This is a genomic window from Burkholderia sp. NLJ2 (assembly GCF_049487195.1).
Lineage (GTDB): Bacteria > Pseudomonadota > Gammaproteobacteria > Burkholderiales > Burkholderiaceae > Burkholderia > Burkholderia pyrrocinia.
This window is the reverse complement of record NZ_CP137808.1, coordinates 804,145-826,190: the sequence shown is the minus strand read 5'-3', so window position 1 is coordinate 826,190 and position 22,046 is coordinate 804,145. Positions and strand designations below refer to the sequence as shown.

The 22,046-nt window shown below is 63.2% G+C and carries 18 protein-coding genes; 9 read left to right on the top strand and 9 right to left on the bottom strand.

All coding sequences use genetic code 11. The features are described from left to right. Window positions 1-73: 73 nt before the first annotated feature. The 5 genes from R9B84_RS03770 to R9B84_RS03750 all read right to left on the bottom strand — a co-directional run bounded on the left by R9B84_RS03770 (window position 74) and on the right by R9B84_RS03750 (window position 7,021). Complete coding sequence (locus R9B84_RS03770; protein WP_423759258.1) at window positions 74-1,351, bottom strand: glycosyltransferase family 4 protein; 1,278 nt, start codon at window positions 1,349-1,351, stop codon at window positions 74-76. A 187-nt stretch (window positions 1,352-1,538) separates the two neighbouring features. Next, complete coding sequence (locus R9B84_RS03765) at window positions 1,539-2,465, bottom strand: NAD-dependent epimerase/dehydratase family protein (RefSeq protein ID WP_423759257.1); 927 nt, start codon at window positions 2,463-2,465, stop codon at window positions 1,539-1,541. Window positions 2,466-2,473: 8 nt separating this feature from the next. Next, window positions 2,474-4,414, bottom strand: coding sequence for a glycosyltransferase family protein (locus tag R9B84_RS03760; RefSeq protein ID WP_423759256.1), 1,941 nt, complete (start codon window positions 4,412-4,414; stop codon window positions 2,474-2,476). Between the two features lie 215 nt (window positions 4,415-4,629). After that, on the bottom strand, window positions 4,630-5,664 hold the full coding sequence (gene gmd / locus R9B84_RS03755) for a GDP-mannose 4,6-dehydratase (protein WP_423759255.1): 1,035 nt from the start codon (window positions 5,662-5,664) through the stop codon (window positions 4,630-4,632). Between the two features lie 184 nt (window positions 5,665-5,848). Then, window positions 5,849-7,021 carry a polysaccharide biosynthesis/export family protein gene (locus tag R9B84_RS03750; RefSeq protein WP_423759254.1) on the bottom strand — a complete coding sequence of 391 codons (1,173 nt, stop codon included), beginning with the start codon at window positions 7,019-7,021 and terminating at the stop codon, window positions 5,849-5,851. 238 nt (window positions 7,022-7,259) lie between these two features. On the opposite strand from R9B84_RS03750, the gene R9B84_RS03745 reads away from it, so the two are divergent. The 4 genes from R9B84_RS03745 (at window position 7,260) to R9B84_RS03730 (ending at window position 12,975) form a co-directional block, all read left to right on the top strand. After that, a complete protein-coding gene (locus tag R9B84_RS03745; RefSeq protein WP_423759953.1) occupies window positions 7,260-8,408 on the top strand; it encodes a glycosyltransferase family 4 protein in 1,149 nt (382 codons plus the stop codon). Further along, complete coding sequence (locus R9B84_RS03740) at window positions 8,408-10,420, top strand: capsular biosynthesis protein (RefSeq protein WP_423759253.1); 2,013 nt, start codon at window positions 8,408-8,410, stop codon at window positions 10,418-10,420. The genes R9B84_RS03745 and R9B84_RS03740 overlap by 1 nt, the downstream gene beginning before the upstream one ends. Window positions 10,421-10,537: 117 nt before the next feature. After that, on the top strand, window positions 10,538-11,962 hold the full coding sequence (locus R9B84_RS03735; protein WP_423759252.1) for a mannose-1-phosphate guanylyltransferase/mannose-6-phosphate isomerase: 1,425 nt from the start codon (window positions 10,538-10,540) through the stop codon (window positions 11,960-11,962). Between the two features lie 200 nt (window positions 11,963-12,162). Continuing rightward, window positions 12,163-12,975, top strand: a complete 813-nt coding sequence (locus tag R9B84_RS03730; RefSeq protein ID WP_423759251.1) for a mechanosensitive ion channel family protein — start codon at window positions 12,163-12,165, stop codon at window positions 12,973-12,975. Window positions 12,976-13,060: 85 nt separating this feature from the next. Here the strand turns inward: R9B84_RS03730 and R9B84_RS03725 are convergent, their stop codons facing one another. Then, the gene (locus R9B84_RS03725; protein ID WP_423759250.1) at window positions 13,061-13,744 is read right to left on the bottom strand and encodes a DedA family protein; all 684 of its coding nucleotides are present in this window, start codon (window positions 13,742-13,744) and stop codon (window positions 13,061-13,063) included. Window positions 13,745-13,918: 174 nt separating this feature from the next. Here R9B84_RS03725 and mutL point away from each other — a divergent pair, with 174 nt between their 5' ends. Further along, on the top strand, window positions 13,919-15,907 hold the full coding sequence (gene mutL, locus R9B84_RS03720; protein ID WP_423759249.1) for a DNA mismatch repair endonuclease MutL: 1,989 nt from the start codon (window positions 13,919-13,921) through the stop codon (window positions 15,905-15,907). Beyond that, a complete protein-coding gene (gene miaA, locus R9B84_RS03715; protein ID WP_423759248.1) occupies window positions 15,904-16,878 on the top strand; it encodes a tRNA (adenosine(37)-N6)-dimethylallyltransferase MiaA in 975 nt (324 codons plus the stop codon). Before mutL ends, miaA begins: the two co-directional genes overlap by 4 nt. 21 nt (window positions 16,879-16,899) lie before the next feature. Here miaA and tetR read toward each other — a convergent pair whose 3' ends face one another. Continuing rightward, a complete protein-coding gene (gene tetR / locus R9B84_RS03710) occupies window positions 16,900-17,532 on the bottom strand; it encodes a tetracycline resistance transcriptional repressor TetR (RefSeq protein WP_423759247.1) in 633 nt (210 codons plus the stop codon). Window positions 17,533-17,594: 62 nt separating this feature from the next. Between tetR and tet(64) the strand changes: the two genes are divergently transcribed. Then, window positions 17,595-18,788, top strand: coding sequence for a tetracycline efflux MFS transporter Tet(64) (gene tet(64) / locus R9B84_RS03705; protein ID WP_423759246.1), 1,194 nt, complete (start codon window positions 17,595-17,597; stop codon window positions 18,786-18,788). 34 nt (window positions 18,789-18,822) lie between these two features. On the opposite strand, the gene R9B84_RS03700 is transcribed toward tet(64), so the two are convergent. Together R9B84_RS03700 and purM are read right to left on the bottom strand one after the other, a co-directional pair. Next, a complete protein-coding gene (locus R9B84_RS03700; protein WP_047899878.1) occupies window positions 18,823-19,218 on the bottom strand; it encodes a YybH family protein in 396 nt (131 codons plus the stop codon). A 101-nt stretch (window positions 19,219-19,319) separates the two neighbouring features. Beyond that, complete coding sequence (gene purM, locus R9B84_RS03695; protein WP_034182804.1) at window positions 19,320-20,375, bottom strand: phosphoribosylformylglycinamidine cyclo-ligase; 1,056 nt, start codon at window positions 20,373-20,375, stop codon at window positions 19,320-19,322. A gap of 241 nt (window positions 20,376-20,616) precedes the next feature. Between purM and hda the strand changes: the two genes are divergently transcribed. Together hda and R9B84_RS03685 are read left to right on the top strand one after the other, a co-directional pair. Continuing rightward, complete coding sequence (gene hda / locus R9B84_RS03690) at window positions 20,617-21,357, top strand: DnaA regulatory inactivator Hda (RefSeq protein ID WP_423759245.1); 741 nt, start codon at window positions 20,617-20,619, stop codon at window positions 21,355-21,357. An 11-nt stretch (window positions 21,358-21,368) separates the two neighbouring features. Next, window positions 21,369-22,046, top strand: coding sequence for an HAD family hydrolase (locus R9B84_RS03685; protein WP_047899875.1), 678 nt, complete (start codon window positions 21,369-21,371; stop codon window positions 22,044-22,046).

Sequence of the window (22,046 nt, the reverse complement as noted above, 5' to 3'; positions counted from 1 at the left end):
TTCCCCTGCCCTGACATGCCTGTTCGTGCCCGCCACGACGCCGGCTCGACCTCGATTCCTGCGCGCCCGAAAACTACTCCAGACTCGCAACCAGCTCGCCCAGCCGATGCGCGCTCTGCTCCCATGTCAGCGTCGCCATGTTCCCGCTTCTGACGGCGCGATCGCGCTCGAGATCCCGTAGCCAGTGCGCGAGACTCGACGCAATCTCGGCCGGAGACGTCCCGCGGAAGTAGGTTGCGTGCTCGTGCGCAACCTCCCTGAACACGGGTATATCCCGCAAGAACAACGGGATATCGCGCAAGGCAGCCTCGATGATCGGCAAGCCAAATCCCTCAGCCTCCGACGCCATAATCAACCCGTCCGCGCGCTCATACAGCGCCGTCAGGTCGCTGTCGCTGGCATCCGCGATCCAGACGAGGTTGTCCGTGACACCCTGCAGATACTTGATCCGTTCAATCAAAGCATCGACTCTCCACCCCGCCTTGCCGACAATCACCAGCGTTACGTTTATACCATCGCGCCATGCAGACTCGAACGCTGTCAGCATTTCGGCATGTCCCTTGCGCGGCTCGACCGTACCTACCATCAGCACGAGTCGCGACGCTTCCGCTGCCGCGACCACGCCAGCGGATTTCGCAGCGGCGATCGCGGCCGGTTCGCTCGCGTTGAAATCCGCCCCGAGATGAAACCAGTCGATGTGAATTTCGTTACGCTCGAGACTGAACTTGTCCTGAAGCCAGGTATCGATTTCTCCGGCGACCGACTGCGAAATGCAGAACAGCGCATCGGCATGCATCACCAGGGTTTCCAGCCATCGGCGATAGGATTTCGCTGCGACGGGCGTAAACCATTCGGGATGTGCAGCAGGCAGCAGATCGTACACAACGAATGCGCAACGCACCCCGAGTTTGCGCCAGCGACGCAATTCTTTTTGCCTCATGACCAGGGGGCGGCTCGTCAGGTCGAGACCAAGAAACACATCGCCGCGCTGTATGTCGACGAGACTCTCGTCGCCGAGCCCGCTCTGCCCGGTCAGGCGTGCCTGATATTGCCTGGCATATCGATAGGGTTGCTTGCGTGTGGCCCGCACGAGATGGACCGTCATGCCGGCAGGTGGATCCGCCAGCAGGTGCTGTGCGATGGAGCGGACGACTCGCTGAATGCCGGTCCCGGCGTCGCTGATCGCAATGATCGAGACGTCAATGAAAAGATTGCGCTGCGCAGGTCGCTGCGTCGGAGCTTGAGGAAGGGTGTTTGATTTGGCTATTGCGCGACGCATCGCCGTGGCGCCGCCAGGGACCCACCAGAGATCCAGCAACCGCAGAAGACACCGGTGCACCGATTCGTACACGCAAAGACGTATCCTCCGCAATGCGCTCGCCAACCCCTCGTTGCCCAATACGTCCATGTTCCGTAGATAAAACAAGCATTCCATGAGTCAGCAAGCCGGATAATGATGAACGCGCGCCCCTGGGCGCGCGTTCATCAGGCAATGGACCTGAAATCATCCATTGCAATCGCATCCGACCGAAGCGCGTTTACGTCAATCGCGCCGATGCGAGATTTTCCTTGAACCAGCTATAGGTCTTGCCGACACCTTCCTTCAGGCTCGTGTTCGCGGTAAAGCCCGTGTCTCCAAGCCGCGCGACGTCAACCGATCGACGGGGAATCCCCACCGGCTTGTCGGACAACCACTTGATCGGCACCGAGATGCCGGCCGCCGTACACACTGCATCGGCGAGATCGCCCATCGAGCTTTCGATCCCCGATGCAATATTGACCACGCCGGAAGCACGATCGAGCAGATGAATTGCAGCACGTGCGGCGTCGTCGACGTACATGAAATCGCGCGTCGTATCCGGTCGCCCCCAGACTTCAAGCGGCGTACCGTTTGCCACGGCCTGCTCGGCCTTGCGAATCAGCGACGGCACCACATGACCGTTTTCCACATCGAACCGATCGTTCGGCCCATACATGTTGGTGAAAACGCCATAGACGTATTCGATGTCGTTGTATTTCTTCAGCAATTCCAAATAATGGAACGCGTGGATCTTCGAATTTGCGTAACCGTATTCGCCAAAATGCGGCAACCCCTTGAACATATCCTCTTCACGCAACGGAAGACTGATATAGGGAAACGGATACGAAGCCACCGTGCCGGCAAAGAACACCTTTTTGACGGAGCTACCCGCAAGCCCGGCCAGCAGATTTTCATTGATCCGCGTATTCAGCGATAGCGAAGAAAGCTGATTGCGCAAGTTGCCTTGCAGTCCGAAAACCTGCGAGGCGAGATGAATCAGATGGGTCGGCTGTTCGTCCGCGAGAAAGCCCTCGACCGCTTCGCGATCGAGAAGATTCAGCTCCGCGCGACGCGGCGCGACAAACGACGCGCCCGCCATCTCGAGTTGCCGGCAAACCGCCGAGCCAACGAGTCCGTATCCGCCTGTTACGAAATACTTGTCCATGGATGCTCCTAAATAGCCTTTTTCTTCCACAACCACTGGATGGGAGCAGAAATGAATTTAGGTATCTTCACCGAATCGTACAGCTTGACCAGCAACGCGCGCGCAGCGGCCGAATCGACTTGCCTCACGAACGCCATCGGCTCGACGAGTTGGCCCTGCACGACTGCTGCGGCACGAAGATGCTTGTCTACATAATCGAAACCCAAGACGTCACTAAGGATCTCGAATTCGCGCATCAGTTGATCGTGATTGGAAATACGATGGTGGACGACGTAGTACTCGTGATCCTCCACCGTCGCGACACGCACGTCTTCAAAACCCTCTCCGAAGCGCTGATAGGCAATCGACATCAAGCGCTGCCAGAAATACGGGGCATAGGCGAACGTCGCGAAAACCTCGCTCATCGAATCCGTCCGGCGATAGAGCGTCGACGAGCACGAGAACGGAGCGTTCGCGTCCATCATGGAGGTCAGCAGCGTCTGCCGCGTGAACGTCGCACGACCTTCGTGCGGCTTGCCGGTGTTTTCGAGCACGGTAAAACCACCGGCCACGTAGGTCATGTCCGCCGCCGCGTCGAGCTTTTGCCACATCGATTCGACCGTCGGCCAGACCGGACGCTCCCAGGCAGGGACGACCTGGAAGATATCACCCTCAGGCAATGCCTGCAGGATGGCAACGATCTTTTCGACGATCTCGTCGACCGTACCGACGTAGTCCTTCGTATCCCGCTTGAAGCGAATAATTTCCACGCCTGCGCAGGCCTTCCGGATATCGTCTTCGCGCGCAGCCGAACTCGTCTCGGGAATCAATGCGTAGCACTTGGCATTCCGCTTACCGTCCATATGCATCGCATAGGAGCGGATTTTCGACGTAAATGCCGGATTGCACTCGTCCGCGATGAAGATGGTCGACAAAGCGCTACCGATCTCGCCAGTCCCGACGACGTCAAGGTGAGGCCCCGTCGCGAAGATGCGCTTGAAGTTCTCGACGAGACTGAAGCGCTGCTTGTAGATCTCCTGCGCACGGGTCGCCCTTTCAATGGCGAGCTCCGGATTGTCGCGAATCCACTCGACATGCTCTTCGACCTTGCGTGCCACGGTCGCGGCCGGTTCCGTCGTATCGATATAAAAGAGCAAATCGCCGAAATTGTCGCGCGCGAATCGGTTTTGATCGCAGATGATCGGCACGCCGGCAGACAGGCACTCGAACAATCTGCTCGACATCAGCCCGGATTTGATGTGTGCATCCGAAGACAGGACAAGACCGATGCCCGATTGCGCAACACGCTTGATCAGTGTCTTGCCGTCGAACGGAATCGATCCCTGGTACGAAGCATAGCCGTCCCAAACGCGCACATTCTGGAAGACCTCGGGGCCATAGATATCCAGCATGCCGCGTTGATCCAGCAGCTTCATCAGCTCGTGGTGGCGACCGCCGCGACCGCTCAGCGCCTCCCAATTGATGCCGCAATAGAACAGCTTGCCGTGCCCGAGTGCGGGAGGGATCACCGGCTCATGCACTGCGTGGAACAAGGTCAAAAACGGCGCCGTTGCCGCCCGGCCCGAGCCCTTCAGCAGCCGCCGGGCGTGATCGTCGGCTACTTGCGAACCGCACGACAGGAAGGCGTCGTTGGACAACGCGTTTTCCGATTTTTCCCGGTAGCTCCACTGGAAATAAAAATCGAGCGGATTCCACAATGCATAATAGGTAAAAGCGCTCCACGCCTTCGCCGAATCGAAATGCAAGGCGAGTACAAACTCGATCTTCAACTCATCGACATGCGTCAACGCATCATCGACGAGAAAACCGTGACGATTGATCGAAACCGTTTCATAGCCTAATTCTTGAAGCGCCGACTTGATCCGTAAAATGCATTCCGTTTCGGCATTTTCGATGGTGGGCCAATAATCTACAACAGCAACGGTCTTCTTAATTTCCGTCAGAGACATATCTATAATATCCACAATAGCCACACCAGCCGAATTCTGAAAAACATCATCGGAGAGCCGCCGCAACCGATCGCGCGTCCCCACGCGCGAACTGACTCCCGTCCCTAGTGCCCGCCTCGCGTAGCCGCGGGCCTCGACCGGAGTGCAGCGAGCCCGCGATCCGCCTTACGCCCAAACCGGCAACGACAGACGGATCGTCAAGCGCGTCCAGTTTCTCAGAACGAGAAACCGATCTTGTTACGACGCAGATCAGCCTCGACCATCATCTGGCAGAGTTCTTCCAGCGTCGTTTTCGGTTGCCAGTCGAGATCCTGCTTGGCTTTACTCGGGTCGCCGATCAGCAGGTCGACTTCAGCAGCCCGGTAAAACTTGGGATTCACGCGAACGATGGTCTTGCCGGTCTTGCGATCGACAGCCACTTCGTTCTCGTCCTTGCCATGCCACTCGAGGTCGAAATCGCATGCACGGGCTGCGAGCGATACGAAATCGCGCACCGTCGTCGTACGATTCGTGGCAAGCACATAGGTGTCAGGCTGCTCGGCCTGCAACATACGCCACATCCCGTCGACGTATTCCTTGGCGTAACCCCAGTCACGCTGTGCGTTCATGTTGCCGAGTTCGAGGACACTCGCCTTGTCCAAACGAATTTTCGCCAGCGTGTCGGTGATTTTGCGCGTCACGAATTCCTGCCCGCGAAGCGGCGACTCGTGGTTGAACAGAATGCCGCTCGACGCGAAAATATCGTAACTTTCGCGATAGTTGATCGTCATCCAGTGCGCATACAGCTTGGCTACGCCATAGGGGCTGCGCGGATAGAAAGGCGTGGCTTCCGTTTGCGGAATCGATTGCACCTTCCCGAACATTTCTGACGTACTTGCCTGATAGAAGCGAATCTTCGGATTGACGATCCGGATTGCCTCGAGCAAATTCACCGCGCCCAATCCGGTGATATTGGCGGTCGTCAACGGCTGGTCAAATGAAACACCCACAAAGCTAAGCGCCGCAAGGTTATAAACCTCGGTCGCCTCGGTGTTCTGCAGCAAACGAATGCTCGAACCCAGATCGGTCAGATCGTATTCGACCAGATTCAAATTCGGATGATTGAGAATCCCCAGCTCTTCGATACGCCAGAAGTTGACCGAACTGTTCCGACGATATGAACCGTAGACACGATAGCCTTTGTCCAGCAGAAACTCCGCCAGATACGCGCCATCTTGTCCAGTGATACCGGTAATAAGAGCCGTCTTCATATTCTCCCCTAATTCAACGTAAATAATTCGCCAATTACATGCATACGCAGCCCGGACAAACGGTGGCGCTACGTGTCTTCGCCGAAAATCACCAGGAACATCAAGTCGAACGAACCCGGGAGTATCTCAAAAAGCGCTTGCCGGATCCATCCGATTCATATCTTGGCCCACATCGCGGACTTTGTTACTTGAACGACTGAACCCCTGTCACCACGGGGTAGACAACAGTGAAGACCAAATTCAGGACCTTTTGGATTTCGGTGATCGGCGCATTCGAGACGTACAACACGTCCTTGTTGTCCATCATGAAACTCTGGACGGCAAAAAATGCATTCGGGTCACGCAGATCGACCCGATAAATAACCGGCACCTTGCCGTCAGCGGTAGTCCTGACAGGCTGGTCCGGCCAATTCAACGCCTTGGAATCCTCGAGGCGGAAGATGAATACGCCCTTGGCATCCGAACGCGTATCCTGCAGGCCGCCGGATCGCGCGATAGCCTGCGCCAGCGTGATGCCCTGCGCCTCGAAATTGACCTCTTCGTTCTTCCCCGTCGCGCCCAGCGCAAGAAAGCTGTAAGGCTGATACAGCGCCGTGACGACATCGCCCGCCCTCAACGGAACGTTCTGGCGCGGATCGCGAATGACGGATTGCAGCGGCAACGACGCAACTTCATTGCCTCGCGTGATCTGAATCGTGATCTTGTCCACCGACTGGCGCACACCGCCGGCGGCCGCCAGCGCATCGAGCAACCGCTCGCCGCGCGCGCTCAACTCCATTCGCTTGCTGGTCCCCACGTCACCGACCACGGTAATGTAGGACGTCTCGTTGCGCGCCAGTCGCACCAGCACTTGCGGATCATGCGCAATATTCTTCAGCCGCCCGGCGATGTATCGCTGCAGCTGCGTGGGCGTCTGCCCCGACGCCTTCACCGCCCCAACGAAAGGGACGTTAATATTTCCGTCTCCATCGATGACCTGAAGCGGCAGCGTCGTCACCCGCGAACCACTCGGCGCGCTGCTTGCACTGCCTTCGGATATGCCACCGCCGAACAGGGTTGCGGGCGGCGCCTCCCAGATCGACACTTCGACGGAATCCCCTACTCCAAGCTGCTGGCGAAACGACCGATCGTCGCCGAGCAAGGTCGCGAAATCCGCGTGGACGCGCTTGGCGTACAGTTCACGTGCAACAGTATCGGTTACATCGATGATTTGAATGCCTTGCGGGTTGCCTTTCGCTGCCGCCGCATCAACCTGCGAGCGACTTGGTCCGGATGTCGGAATAGCCGAACAGGCCCCCAATCCGATCAAGCCAACGGCTACAATTGCCAACTGCACTCCGCGTTTCACACTTGCCATTTATACAATCCGGTCATCCAAGGATAGAGGCGGCGACGATTGTCGCACGATGCAGAATAAATTTGCGTATACTTGCCATTTATACAATTCGGTCACCGCAAGGGTAAGGCGGCGGCAATTGTCGCACGACGCAGAATAAATTTGCGTACAGTTGACGCAACTTGACGCAATTTCCTACACCCTCCGAATTTCCGCACGGCACACGTGCCGCTATGCATGCCACACGAACATTGCATCCGTGTTAAATATTTGCTTGGATATTACGCGCCTGCTTACTCGTCGTTCGGCGGGCTTGCTGCCCACCGGGGTTGACCGGGTCGGCCTCGCCTACCTCGAACACTATCGCTCCCGTGCCCACGCGGTCATCAGTCAGGCCGGATTCCCCCGGATACTGACGGAAAGAGCATCCTCGCACGCATTTAACCTCTTAACCGGACCGAATCAGCACCGATTCGTCATTCGCAGCGCAATTGCCCGGGCCTACCTCGATCCTCGGCGAGTCCGTGTGGAGCGGGCCGTCCTGCTTCATACGAGTCACAACGGCATGGAGCATGTCCGTTACTACCACGCAATGCGTCAACGCAACGTCCGCGCGGTATTCATGATTCACGACCTCATTCCGCTCACGCACGCGGAGTATTGCCGTCCGGGCGTCGAAGAGGGTCATCGTCGACGCATTCATACCGCGCTGCGCTACGCGGATGGGCTGATTGCAAACTCGGAAGATACCCACGCCGCGATCAAGGAGGAAGCGCGCCGCGCCAGTCTCTCGATGCCGCCGTGCGTCGTCGCACCGCTCGCGGCCGGATATCGCTCGATCGAACCCACGCAACCACCGATTCAAGATCCGTATTTCGTCATGCTCGGCACCATCGAGCCACGCAAGAACCACTGGTTCATGCTTCATGTCTGGCGACGTCTTGTCGAGCAATTGCATGGCGCGGCGCCCAAGCTGGTGATCATCGGGAGGCGAGGCTGGGAATGCGAGAACGTCGTCGACATGCTCGAGCGCTGCGCACCGTTGAAGGACTCGGTGATCGAGCTTCCCGACTGCACCGACGAGCAGTTGCACGCGTGGCTTCAGCACGCCCGCGCGCTGCTGTTTCCGTCGTTCGTCGAAGGCTACGGCATGCCGCTCGTCGAGGCATTGAGCCTGAAAGTGCCTGTTCTCGCCAGCAATCTGTCCGTTTTTCACGAAATCGCGGCGGATATCCCGGACTATCTGGACCCGCTGGACGGCCCCGCCTGGATCGCGCGCATCCTCGCCTACGCACGCCCTGACGGCGTGGAGAGAAACGAACAGGTCGTCCGGATTGCCGGCTTTCGCGAGCCTACGTGGGCGGGCCACTTCGAACGCGTGGACCCATTCATCGATTCGCTGGCCTAATGACATTCCTCACGCGCCGCCGCATCGCTCCAGCCGAAAGCGCCACATCGCAAAGTGCGCCCGACGGCAGGTTCCATGAGCACCGCCGGGAAACAAGGTACGCATTTCGCCGACATTGCGCGAAATATCGTGCGGCGCTCGCGAACACCGGAGTCGTGATCGGCCCCGACCAGGACCATATTTGTGCAGGCCCCGTGCTGTTCGCGTGCAATCGCCATGTCCCGCCACTATCCTGGTTTGCCGTCGAATCCCCCGAAGCCGGCGAGCCCGACCTCGTCGCAACACTCGAGTCGTTGTTGCATGCCGACCGCGGATCCACGGCTCAGTCCCGGACTCAGGAACTGATGGAACGTGTGTTGAAATCCGATGCGTTGCATGTCAGGCCTCGCATTCAGCCACTTCCTGACGCCTGGCATACCGCTACCGGCCGGCAGCGTGTTGTGCTCATCGACGAACGATCGGTATCGCATGCGGATTCGCGTTCGAGCCGGCGACAGCGGCGCCTCGGCTTCGAGTCAATGGTGCAAGCAGCACGAAAGGCTCAACCCGACGCCGATTTCTGGCTATTCCCTTCGGCGGACAACGGCAGCGGACGCTGGTTGTCGAGCCTGACGACGCTGCCTCCCGGAACCAGGCGACTCGAAGTCGAACACTCGCTGCACGAGGTCCTGGCGGCGGCGGATATCGCTTACGTCGTCGCGGCCTCGGAAGGCATGGGTGCCCTCCTCGCAGGAATTGCGCTACATGTATTCGGCTCCCCCTATTACGCGGGATGGGGCCTGACCCATGACCACCTCGAACCATCCCCACGACGGCAATGCGATTCCGTCGACATGCTGTTCGAGACGGTCTTCCTGAAAGCCGCCAGCTACCTCGATCCCGTGACCTACGGCCGAGGAACACTGGATGCAGTCCTGAGCTTCATCGAGCTCCAGCATTCGGTCGCCCGGCGCTTTTCGGATCTGAACACGGTTGCGGGTATCGGCTTTCAGTGGTGGAAACGTCCTTTCGCAACGCCTTATCTGACCGCGGGCGGCGGCAGGCTTCGCTGGGTCAAACGAGCGGCCGACGTCGAGGCCGGGGAAGTCGCCGCGATCTGGGGCGGTCGATCATCCGCTGGTCTGCGTGTCGATACGCGACACGTCAGAATCGAAGACGGCTTCCTACATTCGACAGGACTGGGCTCCGACATGGTTGCGCCGTACAGCCAGGTCATCGATCGTCTCGGCATTTATTTCGATTCCAGCCGTCCTAATGAATTGACGGCAATTCTGAATACCGCCGAATTCACGGAGGTCGAACTGCAACGCGCAGCCGCCTTGCGCGAGGCGATCGCGACATACGGCCTGACAAAATACAATCTAGGGCGACGCAAACCGGATTGGGCCGCTCCTGCCGGAGTGCGGGTCATCCTCGTTTCCGGCCAGGTGGCGGACGACGCGTCGATTCGGCTTGGCACACATGGAATCACGACGGCGGAAGCCCTGCTGGACGAGGTCCGCACGCGCCGCCCCGATGCCTTCATCGTCTACAAACCCCATCCGGACGTGCTGTCCGGCAATCGCATCGGCCATCTTGGAACGACTGCGGTGGCCGACATCGTCGATGCCTCGTCGGACCTGATCTCACTGATCGAAGTAGCCGACGAAGTGCACACGCTCTCGTCGCTTTCCGGCTTCGAGGCCCTGTTGCGCGGCAAGGAAGTGCACACGTACGGCTTGCCGTTTTATGCCGGCTGGGGACTGACAACGGATGCCGTCCCGCAGCGCTGGCGCGAACGGACGCTGACGATCGACATGCTGGTCGCCGCCGTATTGTTGCGATATCCGATTTACTGGGACTGGCGGCTCAAACGCTTCACGTCAGCGGAAGCAGTCGTGAATCAGCTCGCCGCCACCGCGAACCGCCCGCTCGCCGGGATTCGCTCGCGACGAATCCGATTTCTCGTCAAGGCGGTCCGCTGGACCCGCAATGCACTGAACCACCTCGCCTGGAGACTGCGCATGGCTTGAGGCACGGACACGAAAATCAATTCTGAAAAATCGTTACAGCTGTATCCGAATCATTAGAACTGCCGATTCGCCTGCATTCAACGAACGGCGTCGACGTTTATATCTTGGAGCAACGCAATGATTTACCCGGTAATTCTGTGCGGTGGAAGTGGTACGCGTCTTTGGCCGATGTCTCGCGGCGGTTATCCCAAGCAATATCTGAAGCTTGCGGGTGAAGATACGCTGGTCCAGCAAACGGCGCTGCGCGCCAGCCATATTCCGGATGTCGCCAATCCGATCGTCGTCACCAACAACGATCAACGCTTCCTCGTCGCCGAGCAACTGCGCCAGGTCGGCATTACGCCGTCGTCGGTCGTGCTCGAGCCCGTCGGGCGCAACACGGCCCCCGCCATCGCCATCGCAGCACTGCTGGCGCTGCGCGAATCCCCGGATGCCGTGCTGCTCGTACTGCCATCCGATCATGTCGTCCAGAACGAAAAAGCCTTTATCGATGCCGTGCTCGAAGCGGCACCGATCGCGGCGGATCGCCATCTCGTCACGTTCGGCATCACCCCGACCGAGGCTCACACGGGCTACGGCTACATCCGACGCGGCCACGCCGCTGCGGATGGCACGAATGTCTATCGAGTCGACGCATTCGTCGAAAAGCCCGACGCGCAAACCGCCGAGCGCTTCCTTGAGGACGGCAGCTACTACTGGAACAGCGGCATGTTCATGCTGAAGGCCTTGAGCTATATCGACGAACTCAAGCGCCACGCCCCGGAGGTTGCTCACCACGCCGAACTCGCGGTCGAGACATCACGTCAGGATGCGGACTTCATCCGCCTTGATCCCGAAGTGTTTGGCGCCTGCCCGAACATTTCGATCGACTATGCGGTGATGGAAAAGACCGAACTCGCCGCTGTCGTCGAAGCCGCAAACCTGGGCTGGAACGATATCGGATCCTGGACGGCCCTCGCCGACATCGCCGTGCGCGACGCCGACCTCAATGCCAAGATCGGCGATGTGTTCTCTCACGAGACGACCAACTCCTATGTCCGTGCCGATCACCGCATGGTCGCCACCATCGGCGTCGACAATCTGGTCATCGTCGAGACGGCCGACGCCGTTCTCGTCGCACATCGCGACAAGACGCAGGACGTCAAGAAAATCGTCGAATGGCTCAATGCGTCGGGCCGTCATGAATCGATCACGCACCGCCGCGTCGTGCGTCCGTGGGGCGATTACGAAGGTCTCGATCAGGGCGACCGCTTCCAGGTCAAACGTATCGTCGTGAAACCCGGCGCGCAGCTCAGCCTTCAGATGCACCACCATCGCGCCGAGCACTGGATCGTCGTGAAGGGCACTGCACTCGTCACGAACGGCGACAAGGAAATCATGCTGACCGAAAACCAGTCGACCTACATCCCGCTCGGCGCGACACACCGGCTGACGAACCCCGGCAAGATCCCGCTCGAACTGATCGAAGTCCAGTCGGGCGCGTATCTCGGTGAGGACGACATCGTCCGCTTCGAAGACACCTACGGTCGCGCAGCGTCGTAACCACGGCAATTTCCGGTTCACGCGCCGCGCCTGGCCGCGATCCGACGCCCACTGACGGGCAGTACGCACACGCGTCCTGCCCATTTTTCATTACGTCAAGCAATGTAAGGCAGGTTGCCCGTCCCGCACAGGTCAGGTTATAAAAGCGCCACCCGTCCCGGTGCATGCGCCGCCCTTTTACCCTTGACTTCGGAGAACGCATGATCGATCTCGCCACCGCCCAGCAATTCCTGATGACCCGCGGCCTCGACTTCGGCCTCAACCTCCTCGCCGCACTCGTATTGTGGTTCGTCGGCCGCTGGGCGATCCACATCGCCACCCGCCTGCTCGGCAAGGTCGTGCGCCGCAGCGGCAAGGTCGACCCGACGCTCACCGACTACCTGACCTCCGTCGTCGGTGTGCTGCTGACGATCCTGTTGATCCTCGCGATCCTGCAGATCTTCGGCGTACAGACGACCTCGTTCGCTGCACTGCTCGCCGGCCTCGGCCTCGCGATCGGCACCGCCTGGGGCGGCCTGCTCGCGCATTTCGCCGCCGGCGTGTTCATGCAGGTGCTGCGCCCGTTCAAGATCGGCGACGTGATCAACGCGGGCGGCGTCACCGGCACGGTGAAGGAGCTCGGCCTGTTCGGCACGACGATCATCACGCCCGACAACATCGTGACGATCGTCGGCAACAACAAGATCTTTTCGGACAACATCTCGAACTACAGCGCAACGTCGCACCGTCGCGTCGACCTGACCGCGAAGATCGCGAACGGCGTCGATGCGGTCGATGCGATCAACCGCCTGAAGGCGTCGATCCAGCAGATCCCGAACGTGCTGACCAACCCGGCGCCGGACGTCGGCGTATTCCAGTTCACGCCGGAAGGCCCGTTGCTGTTCGTGCGCCCGTCCACGGCGCCCGAAAACTACTGGCAGGTGTACTGCGACACCAACCGCGTGATCCTCGACACGTTCCGCGACGCGCAATACCCGACGCCCGAAACGCCGGTCTCGCATCGCAACGCGTAACGGCGGCGCCGGACGAAAAAAAGCGTGGCAATTCAAATTGCCACGCTTTTTTATTGCACCGAGAAGAAACGAAAGCGCCCCCCGCTCAGCGCCCGCCCGTCTTCTGCGCATGGTCCGACTGTCGCCCGCGCACGAGCTTCCACACCGCGCCGAGCGCGACCGGCACGATCGCCGCGCCGATCCCGACCAGCACGATCACGTTCAGGTACTGGCGGATGAACGGGATGTTGCCGAAGAAATAGCCGAGCAGCACGAGCAGCAGCACCCAGACCAGCGCGCCGATCACGTTGAAGAGCTGGAAGCGCGTGGCGCTCATCGACGACGCACCCGCGACGAACGGCGCGAACGTACGCACGACCGGGATGAAGCGCGCGAGCACGATCGTCTTGCCGCCGTGCTTGTCGTAGAACGAGTGGGTCTTCTGCAGCGCGGCGCGATCGAGGAAGCGCTCGAGCACCGGGATATGGGTATTGAACACCTTCGGGCCGACCCAGCGGCCGATCAGGTAGTTCACGGTGTTGCCGGCGATCGCCGCGACGAGCAACAGCACGATCAGCATGCCGACGTTCATTTCGCCCGTCGCCGCGAACGCGCCGCCGATGAACAGCAGCGAATCGCCGGGCAGGAACGGGAACACGACGAGCCCCGTCTCGCAGAACACGATCAGGAACAGGACGACATAGACCCATGCGCCGTACTGCCGGATGAAATCGCCGAGGAATGCGTCGATATGCAGGACGAGATTGACGAAATGAAGCAGCGTTTCCAAATGCGGTTCCTCGAAGGCGAAAGGGCCGGAACGGCCAGAACAGGCGGAAGCGCCCGCCGGTCAAGGCCGGCGCGCGTGACGGACCCATGATACCGAAACTACCTTAAGGCTCCGTGAAAAAACGTAAGCGCCGGTCGCCCCGGCGCGCATCCGCCGCCTCGCTATAATTCGGCCATGTCCGATATCACTGAAACGGCCGCGGGCGCCGCGCCCGCCCCCGCTCCGCGCCCGCTGCGCGCGATCCAGCCCCTGCCCGACCAGTTGATCAGCCAGATCGCCGCGGGCGAGGTCGTCGAACGCCCGGCGTCGGTCGTCAAGGAGCTGCTCGAGAACGCGATGGACGCCGGCGCGACGACGCTGCGCATCGTGCTGGAAGAAGGCGGCGTCAAGCGCATCTCGATCACCGACGACGGTTGCGGGATTCCGCCCGGCGAGCTGGCGCTCGCGCTGATGCGCCATGCCACCAGCAAGATCCGTTCGCTCGAGGAGCTCGAGGCGGTTGCGACGCTCGGGTTCCGCGGCGAGGCGCTCGCGTCGATCGCGTCGGTGGCCGAGATGTCGATCACGAGCCGGACGGCCGATGCCGCGCATGCGATGAAGATCGATGCGCAGACGGGCGTGCTGTCGCCCGCCGCCGGCTCGACCGGCACGACGATCGAGGTGCGCGAGCTGTACTTCAACACGCCCGCGCGGCGCAAGTTCCTGAAGAGCGAGCAGACGGAGTTCGGCCACTGCCTGGAAATGATCCGCCGCGCGGCGCTCGCGCGGCCGGACGTCGCGATCTCGGTGCTGCACAACGGCAAGGCCGTCGAGCACTGGAACGCGACCGAGCCCGCGCAGCGCGTCGCGAAGATCCTCGGCGACAGCTTCGCGACCGCGCACCTGCCGCTCGACGAGCAGGCCGGCCCACTCGCCGTCTACGGTTGCGCAGGCCTGCCGACCGCAAGCCGCGGGCGCGCCGACCAGCAGTATTTCTTCGTCAACGGCCGCTTCGTGCGCGACAAGCTGTTGACGCACGCGGTGCGCGCGGCCTACGAGGACGTGCTGCACGGCGACCGCTACCCGTCGTACGTGCTGTTCCTCGACCTGCCGCCCGAAGCCGTCGACGTGAACGTGCATCCGTCGAAGATCGAGGTGCGCTTCCGCGATTCGCGCTCGATCCACCAGTACGTGTTCCACGCGGTCCAGCGCGCGCTCGCGCGCCACGCGGGCGCGTCGCCGGAAACCACCGCGGGCGGTCATGCCGCGCATATCGAACCCGCGCCGCGCGGGCCCGTATCGTTCCTGGACACGCCGCTCGGCCAGAGCCACGGCCAGGCCACCGGCGGCAGCGGCTTCTCGTCACCGTCGTCGTCCGCGTCGTCGGCGGGCAACAACTGGATGCGCCAGGCGCGGATGACGCAGGGCACGCTGCCCGTCGCGCAGCCGCTCGCGCTCTACGACGCGCTGTTCGGCCGCAAGGACACCGGCGCGGGCACGCCGGACGGCACGACGAGCCTCGCCCGCGATTCGGCCGACGCACCGGGTGCGCCGCTGCCGGGCTTCGCCGCATCGCCGATCGCCGCCACCGCGCACGACGAGCAGCCGCTCGGCTTCGCGCTCGGCCAGATCCACGGCATCTACGTGCTGGCGCAGAACGCGCACGGTCTCGTGATCGTCGACATGCACGCGGCGCACGAGCGGATCCTGTACGAACAGTTCAAGAACGCGCTCGCCGATCGCTCGGTCGCCGTGCAGTCGCTGCTGCTGCCGGTGTCGATGACGGCCACGCCGGTCGAGATCGGCACGGTCGAGGAAGAACGCGACACGCTCGAATCGCTCGGCTTCGATCTCGCGGTGCTGTCGCCGACGACGCTCGCGATCCGCGCAGTGCCGGCGCTGCTGAAGGATGCCGACCTGCAGTCGCTCGCGCGCGCGGTGCTCGCCGACCTGCACGCGTTCGGCGGCTCGCGCGTGCTCACCGAGCGTCAGCACGAACTGCTCGGCACACTCGCGTGCCACCACGCGGTGCGCGCGAACCGGCGCCTGACGCTCGACGAGATGAACGCGCTGCTGCGCCAGATGGAGGCGACCGAACGCGCGGACCAGTGCAATCACGGCCGGCCGACGTGGTATCAGCTCACGCTGAACGATCTCGACCGCCTGTTCATGCGCGGCCAATGAGCGCGGCACCGCCCTCCACCCCGACGACGATCGCCTGCCTGCTCGGCCCCACCGCTTCGGGCAAGACGGCCGCGGCGCTGGCGCTCGCCGCGCGCCGCCCGATCGAGATCGTCAGCGTCGATTCGGCGCTCGTCTACCGCGACATGGATATCGGCACCGCGAAACCGACTCGCGAAGAGCGCGCCAGCGTGCCGCATCACCTGATCGACATCATCGATCCGGCCGACGCGTATTCGGCCGCGGAATTCCGCGCGGACACGCTGCGCCTGATCGGCGAGATCGCCGCGCGCGGCCGCACGCCGCTGCTCGCGGGCGGCACGATGCTGTACTACAAGGCGCTGACGCAGGGGCTCAACGACCTGCCGGGCGCCGACCCGGACGTGCGCGCGAAGCTCGACGCCGACGCCGCGCGCGACGGCTGGCCCGCGCTGCACGCGCGGCTCGCGCAGGTCGATCCCGGCACGGCCGCGCGGCTCGCACCGAACGATTCGCAGCGGATCCAGCGCGCGCTCGAAATATTCATGCTGAGCGGGCAGCCGATGTCGGCGCTGCTTGCCGCGCCGCGGCGCGCGGACGATGCGGCAGCCGCGTACCGCTTCGTGCCGGTCGCGCTCGAACCGTCGGATCGCGCGGTACTGCACGCGCGGATCGCGCAGCGCTTCGACGCGATGCTCGACGCGGGCTTCATCGACGAAGTCGAACGGCTGCGCCGTCGCGACGATCTCCATCCCGACCTGCCGTCGATGCGCTGCGTCGGCTATCGGCAGGCGTGGGAATTCCTCGACGGCGACACCGACTACCGGACGATGCGCGACAAGGGCATCTTCGCGACGCGCCAGCTTTGCAAGCGCCAGCTCACGTGGTTGCGCGCGATGCCTGAGCGGATCGTCGTCGACTGCATCGCGCCGGATTCGACGGCCCGCGCGCTCGACGCACTCGAACGCGTACTCGACGGCCGCGCACCGGGCTGAGCGGGCCGTCGGCTGCCCGCGTCAGCCGCGCCGGCGCGCTGCCAGATGCGCGCGGGCGCCATCGACGATCAGCGCGACGCCGCGCTCGAACGCTTCGTCGCCGCCGCGCTCGCGCAGCGCGGCCCAGCCCTTCGCGAGCAGCGGATACTCGGCCGCGTCCGGCAGCGGCGCATCGGCTTCGCCGTCCGGCTCCGCTTGTTCTTCCAGCACCCATCCGACCACGAAACGACCGAGCGCATACATCACGTCGACCGCTTGATCCGGCGCGAAGCCCGCGTCGCCGAGCAGCGCAACCTTGCGTTCGATCGAACTGAAATGCAGCGCACGCGGCCGCGTACCGGCATGCAGGCGCGCGCCGTCTCGGTAGGCCAGCAGCGCACGGCGGAAACTGCGCGCATTGTCGACGAGCCACGCATCCCATGCTTCGCCCGGCCGCGGCAGCGACGCGTCGTGCCGTTCGAGCATGATCGCTTCGGCCATCGCGTCGAGCAGCTCGGCCTTGTTCTTGAAATGCCAGTAAAGCGTCGGCGACTGCACGCCGAGCCGCTCGGCGAGCCGCCGCGTGGACAAGCCGTCGATACCGACCTCGTCGAGCAGTTCGAGCGCCGCGCGCAATACCGTGTCGCGCGTCAGTCGCGTACCTGTGTCCTTCATCTCTATCACCGATAGGGAAACTATGGAATAATCACCACTCTATCACCGATAGAGTCACCCCCTTGAATCCGTCCCTGATTGCCATCCTGGCCACGGTCCTGCTCGACGCGATCGGCGTCGGGATCGTGATGCCGATCCTGCCCGGTCTGCTGCGCTCGCTCGCCGGCGCGGGCAGCATCGACACGCACTACGGCGTCCTGCTCGCGCTGTATGCGTTCGCGCAGTTCCTGTGCGCGCCGCTGCTTGGCGCGCTGAGCGACCGTTTCGGCCGCCGGCCGGTATTGCTTGCGTCGCTCGCAGGCGCCGCGCTCGACTACCTGCTGATGGCACTCGCGCCGACGCTCGCCTGGCTTTACGCGGGGCGGCTGATCGCGGGCATCACGGGCGCGAACGTCGCGGTCGCGACCGCGTACGTCACCGACGTCACGGCCGAACCCGACCGCGCACGGCGCTTCGGCCAGCTCGGCGCGATGATGGGCATCGGCTTCATCGCGGGCCCGCTGATCGGCGGGCTGCTCGGCGCGCTGCACCTGCGCGCGCCGTTCGTCGCGGCCGCGCTGCTCAATGCGCTGAATCTCGTGCTCGTGTGGCGCGCGCTGCCGGAATCGCGGCCGCGTTCGGCCCGCGAAGGCCGCGCGGTCGCCGCACTCAACCCGTTCGCGAGCCTGCGCCGGCTGAGCGGCGCACCCGCGCTCGTGCCGCTGATCGGCATCTACGTGATCGTCGCCTTGGTATCTCAGGCGCCCGCGACGCTGTGGATCCTGTATGGCCAGGAGCATTTCGGCTGGTCGACGCCGATCGCGGGGCTGTCGCTCGCGGGTTACGGCGCGTGCCATGCGCTCGCGCAGGCGTTCGCGATCGGGCCGCTGATCGCGCGGCTCGGCGAGCGCCGCGCGCTCGCGCTGGGGCTCGCGGGCGACGCGCTCGGGCTCGCGGCGATCGCGTTCGCGACGTCCGCATGGGTGCCGTTCGCGCTGCTGCCGCTGTTCGCGGCGGGCGGCATGACGCTGCCTGCGCTACAGGCAATGCTCGCGCGGCAAGTCGACGATACGCGCCAGGGTGAACTGCAGGGCACGCTCGCGAGCGTGGCCAGCCTGATCGGCGTCGCGGGCCCGCTGGTCGTCACCGCGACCTATGCGGCAACGCGCGCGACATGGCCGGGGCTCGTATGGGCCGCGGCCGCGCTGCTTTATCTGCTCGTGCCGCCGTTGCTGGCCGGCGCGCGTCCGGCAGGCGCGCCGCGGCCGTCCGCTTGAGCGACGGCGGGCACCGCCGCGCACATCGCCGCGCTCAGTGCGCGAGCGTCACGAGATTCGCATCGCGCACGAGCTGCCAGCGGCCGTCGGCCTTGCGGAAGATCGTCAGCGTATGGCCCGAGCGGCGGATCGTTTCGCCGCCCGGCGGCGTCGCGTCGATCTCGAGGAAATTGCGCATGTACGCCCAGTCGCCAATCACGCGCAGCTCGTCGATCCGGTAGCGGCCGTCGACCTTCGGTGCGTGCTCCGCACCCGCGTTCGCTTCACGCGACGCGGCCGCGAACGCCGCCTTGTCGAACGGCGGCTTGCCGGCCACCATGAAGATCGCGTCGTCGGCGATCAGGTCGAGCACGGTCGCCAGATCGCCGCGCCGGCTCGACACGAACCAGTTCTCCACGAGCTCGCGGATCGCACGTTCGTCTTCGGTCATCGTCGTCCTCCTTCATCAGCGCCGCGCGCGGCGCCCGAAAAAAAAGCCGCCCGGATCGACTCCGGGCGGCTTTCCCTGCTGCATCTGCTGCTGGCGGTGCGTCAGACCACGACCGTCTGCGCCTCGCCTTCGCGGGTCGCACGCACGGTGCCGATCTTCCACACCTGTTCGCCGGCGGCGGTCAGGTCGGCGATCGCTGCGTCGGCATCGGCCGCCGCGACGATCACGGCCATGCCAATCCCGCAGTTGAACACGCGGTGCATTTCCGCGTCGGCAACGCCGCCGTGCTCCTGCAGCCACTTGAACAGCGGCGGCAGCGGCCACGCGTTTTGGTCAAGTTCGGCGGTCAGGCCTTCGCGCAGCACGCGCGGAATGTTCTCGACGAGACCGCCGCCCGTGATGTGCGCCATGCCCTTCACCGACAGCTTCTGCATCAGCGCGAGCAGCGGCTTCACGTAGATGCGGGTCGGCGCCATCAGCGCGTCGGCGAGCGAGCGGCCGTGGAAATCGGCCGACAGGTCGGGGTTCGCGCGCTCGATGATCTTGCGCACGAGCGAGAAGCCGTTCGAATGGATGCCGCTCGATGCGAGGCCCAGCACCACGTCGCCTTCGGCGATCGTGCTGCCGTCGATGATCTTGCTCTTCTCGACCGCGCCGACCGCGAAACCGGCCAGGTCGTATTCGCCGTCCGGGTACATGCCCGGCATTTCGGCCGTTTCGCCGCCGATCAGCGCGCAGCCCGACAGTTCGCAGCCCTGCGCGATGCCCTTGACGACCGTGGCGGCCGTGTCGACGTCGAGCTTGCCGCACGCGAAGTAGTCGAGGAAGAACAGCGGCTCGGCGCCCTGCACGAGGATGTCGTTCACGCTCATCGCGACCAGATCCTGGCCGACGGTGTCGTGTTTGTTCAGATGAAACGCCAGCTTGAGCTTGGTGCCCACGCCGTCGGTGCCCGACACGAGCACGGGCTCGCGATACTTCTTCGGCACTTCGAACAGCGCGCCGAACCCGCCGATGCCGCCGAGCACGCCGTCGCGCAGGGTTTTCTTCGCAAAAGGCTTGATCTTGTCGATGAGAGCGTCGCCTGCGTCGATGTCGACGCCGGCGTCGCGATAGGACAGACCCTGAGCGTCAGGAGCGGATTTCGGAGGATTCATGGGGGAATGCGAGAAGGTCGGTAAAATGCGATTTTACCCGAAGCCGGCCCGTTGGCCGGAATTCCCAGCACCGAATCGTCAGGGATTGCATCTTGGTCAACACGTCCCCGTTTTCAACGCCCAGCGAGCCGCGCCGAAACCCGCGCGCCGCCGTGCGTGCGGTCGCGCGTGCAACCCACGGAGTGGCAGTCCCCGGCGCGTGCCCGGCGTACGGCACGCGTATTTTCAACCGACCCGCATTGTGACTGTGTCCCGTCAACTGACGCTCGATCTCGGCACGCCGCCGCCCGCCACGTTCGACAACTTCATCATGAACGAGGAGAACGACGAGCTCATCTCGCGCCTGCAGAAGCTCGACCTCGCGCTCGCGGCGGGCCCCGTGCCGGACCGTTCGTTCTATATCTGGGGCGAGCCCGGCAGCGGCCGCACCCACCTGCTGCAGGCGCTCGTGAGCGACGCGTCGTACGGCTATGCGCGCTACCTGACGCCGCAGAGCCCGCTCGGCGCGTTCACGTTCGACCCGCGCATCGGCATCTACGCGATCGACGACTGCGACCGGATGACCGACACGCAGCAGGTCGCGCTGTTCAACCTGTTCAACGAAGTGCGCGCGCATCCGTCGAGCGCGTTCGTCGCGGCAGGCCCCGCGGCACCGCTCGCGCTCGACGTGCGCGAGGATCTCCGCACGCGCCTCGGCTGGGGGCTCGTGTTCCACCTGTCGCCGCCGTCCGACGCCGGCAAGATCGCCGTACTCAAGCTCGCGGCAAAGGAGCGCGGGATCGCGCTCACCGACGATATCGCCGCCTACCTGCTGACCCATTTCCGCCGCGACATGCCGAGCCTGATGGCGCTGCTCGACGCGCTCGACCGCTTCTCGCTCGAGCAGAAACGCGCCGTCACGCTGCCGTTGCTGCGCCGGATGCTCGCGCGTCCCGGCGACGACATCACACCACCGGGCACGGGCCCGAACCGCTTCGAGTAAAATGCGCTTCCATGACTAATCTGGCACTCTTTGACCTCGATCACACGCTGATCCCGACCGATAGCGACCACGAATGGGGCCGCTTCATGGTGAAGCTCGGCATCGTCGACGCGGAAAGCTTCTCGCGTCAGAACGATCAGTTCTTCGCCGACTACAAGGCCGGCAAGCTCGACATCCACGCGTACCTCACGGCGATGCTCACGCCGCTCGCGAAGTATTCGCGCGCGCAGCTCGCCGAATGGCACGAGCAGTACATGCACGAGGTGATCCGGCCCGCGATGACGCCCGCCGCGCTCGAACTCGTGCGCCAGCATCTCGATGCGGGCGACCTGTGCTGCGTCGTGACGGCGACCAACGAATTCATCACGCGCCCGATCGCGACCGCGTTCGGCGTCGATACGCTGATCGCGTGCGAGGTCGAAACGACCGACGGGCATCCCGATTCGCCGTACACGGGCCGGCCGACCGGCACGCCGAGCTATCGCGAAGGCAAGATCGTGCGTACCGAAGCATGGCTCGCGTCGCTCGGCAAGCACTGGGACGACTTCGCGCACAGCTACTTCTACAGCGACTCGCACAACGACATCCCGCTGCTCGAGAAAGTCACCGACCCGATCGCGACCAACCCTGACGACACGCTGCGTGCGCATGCAAGCACCCGCGGCTGGCGTATCCTCGATTTATTCTGA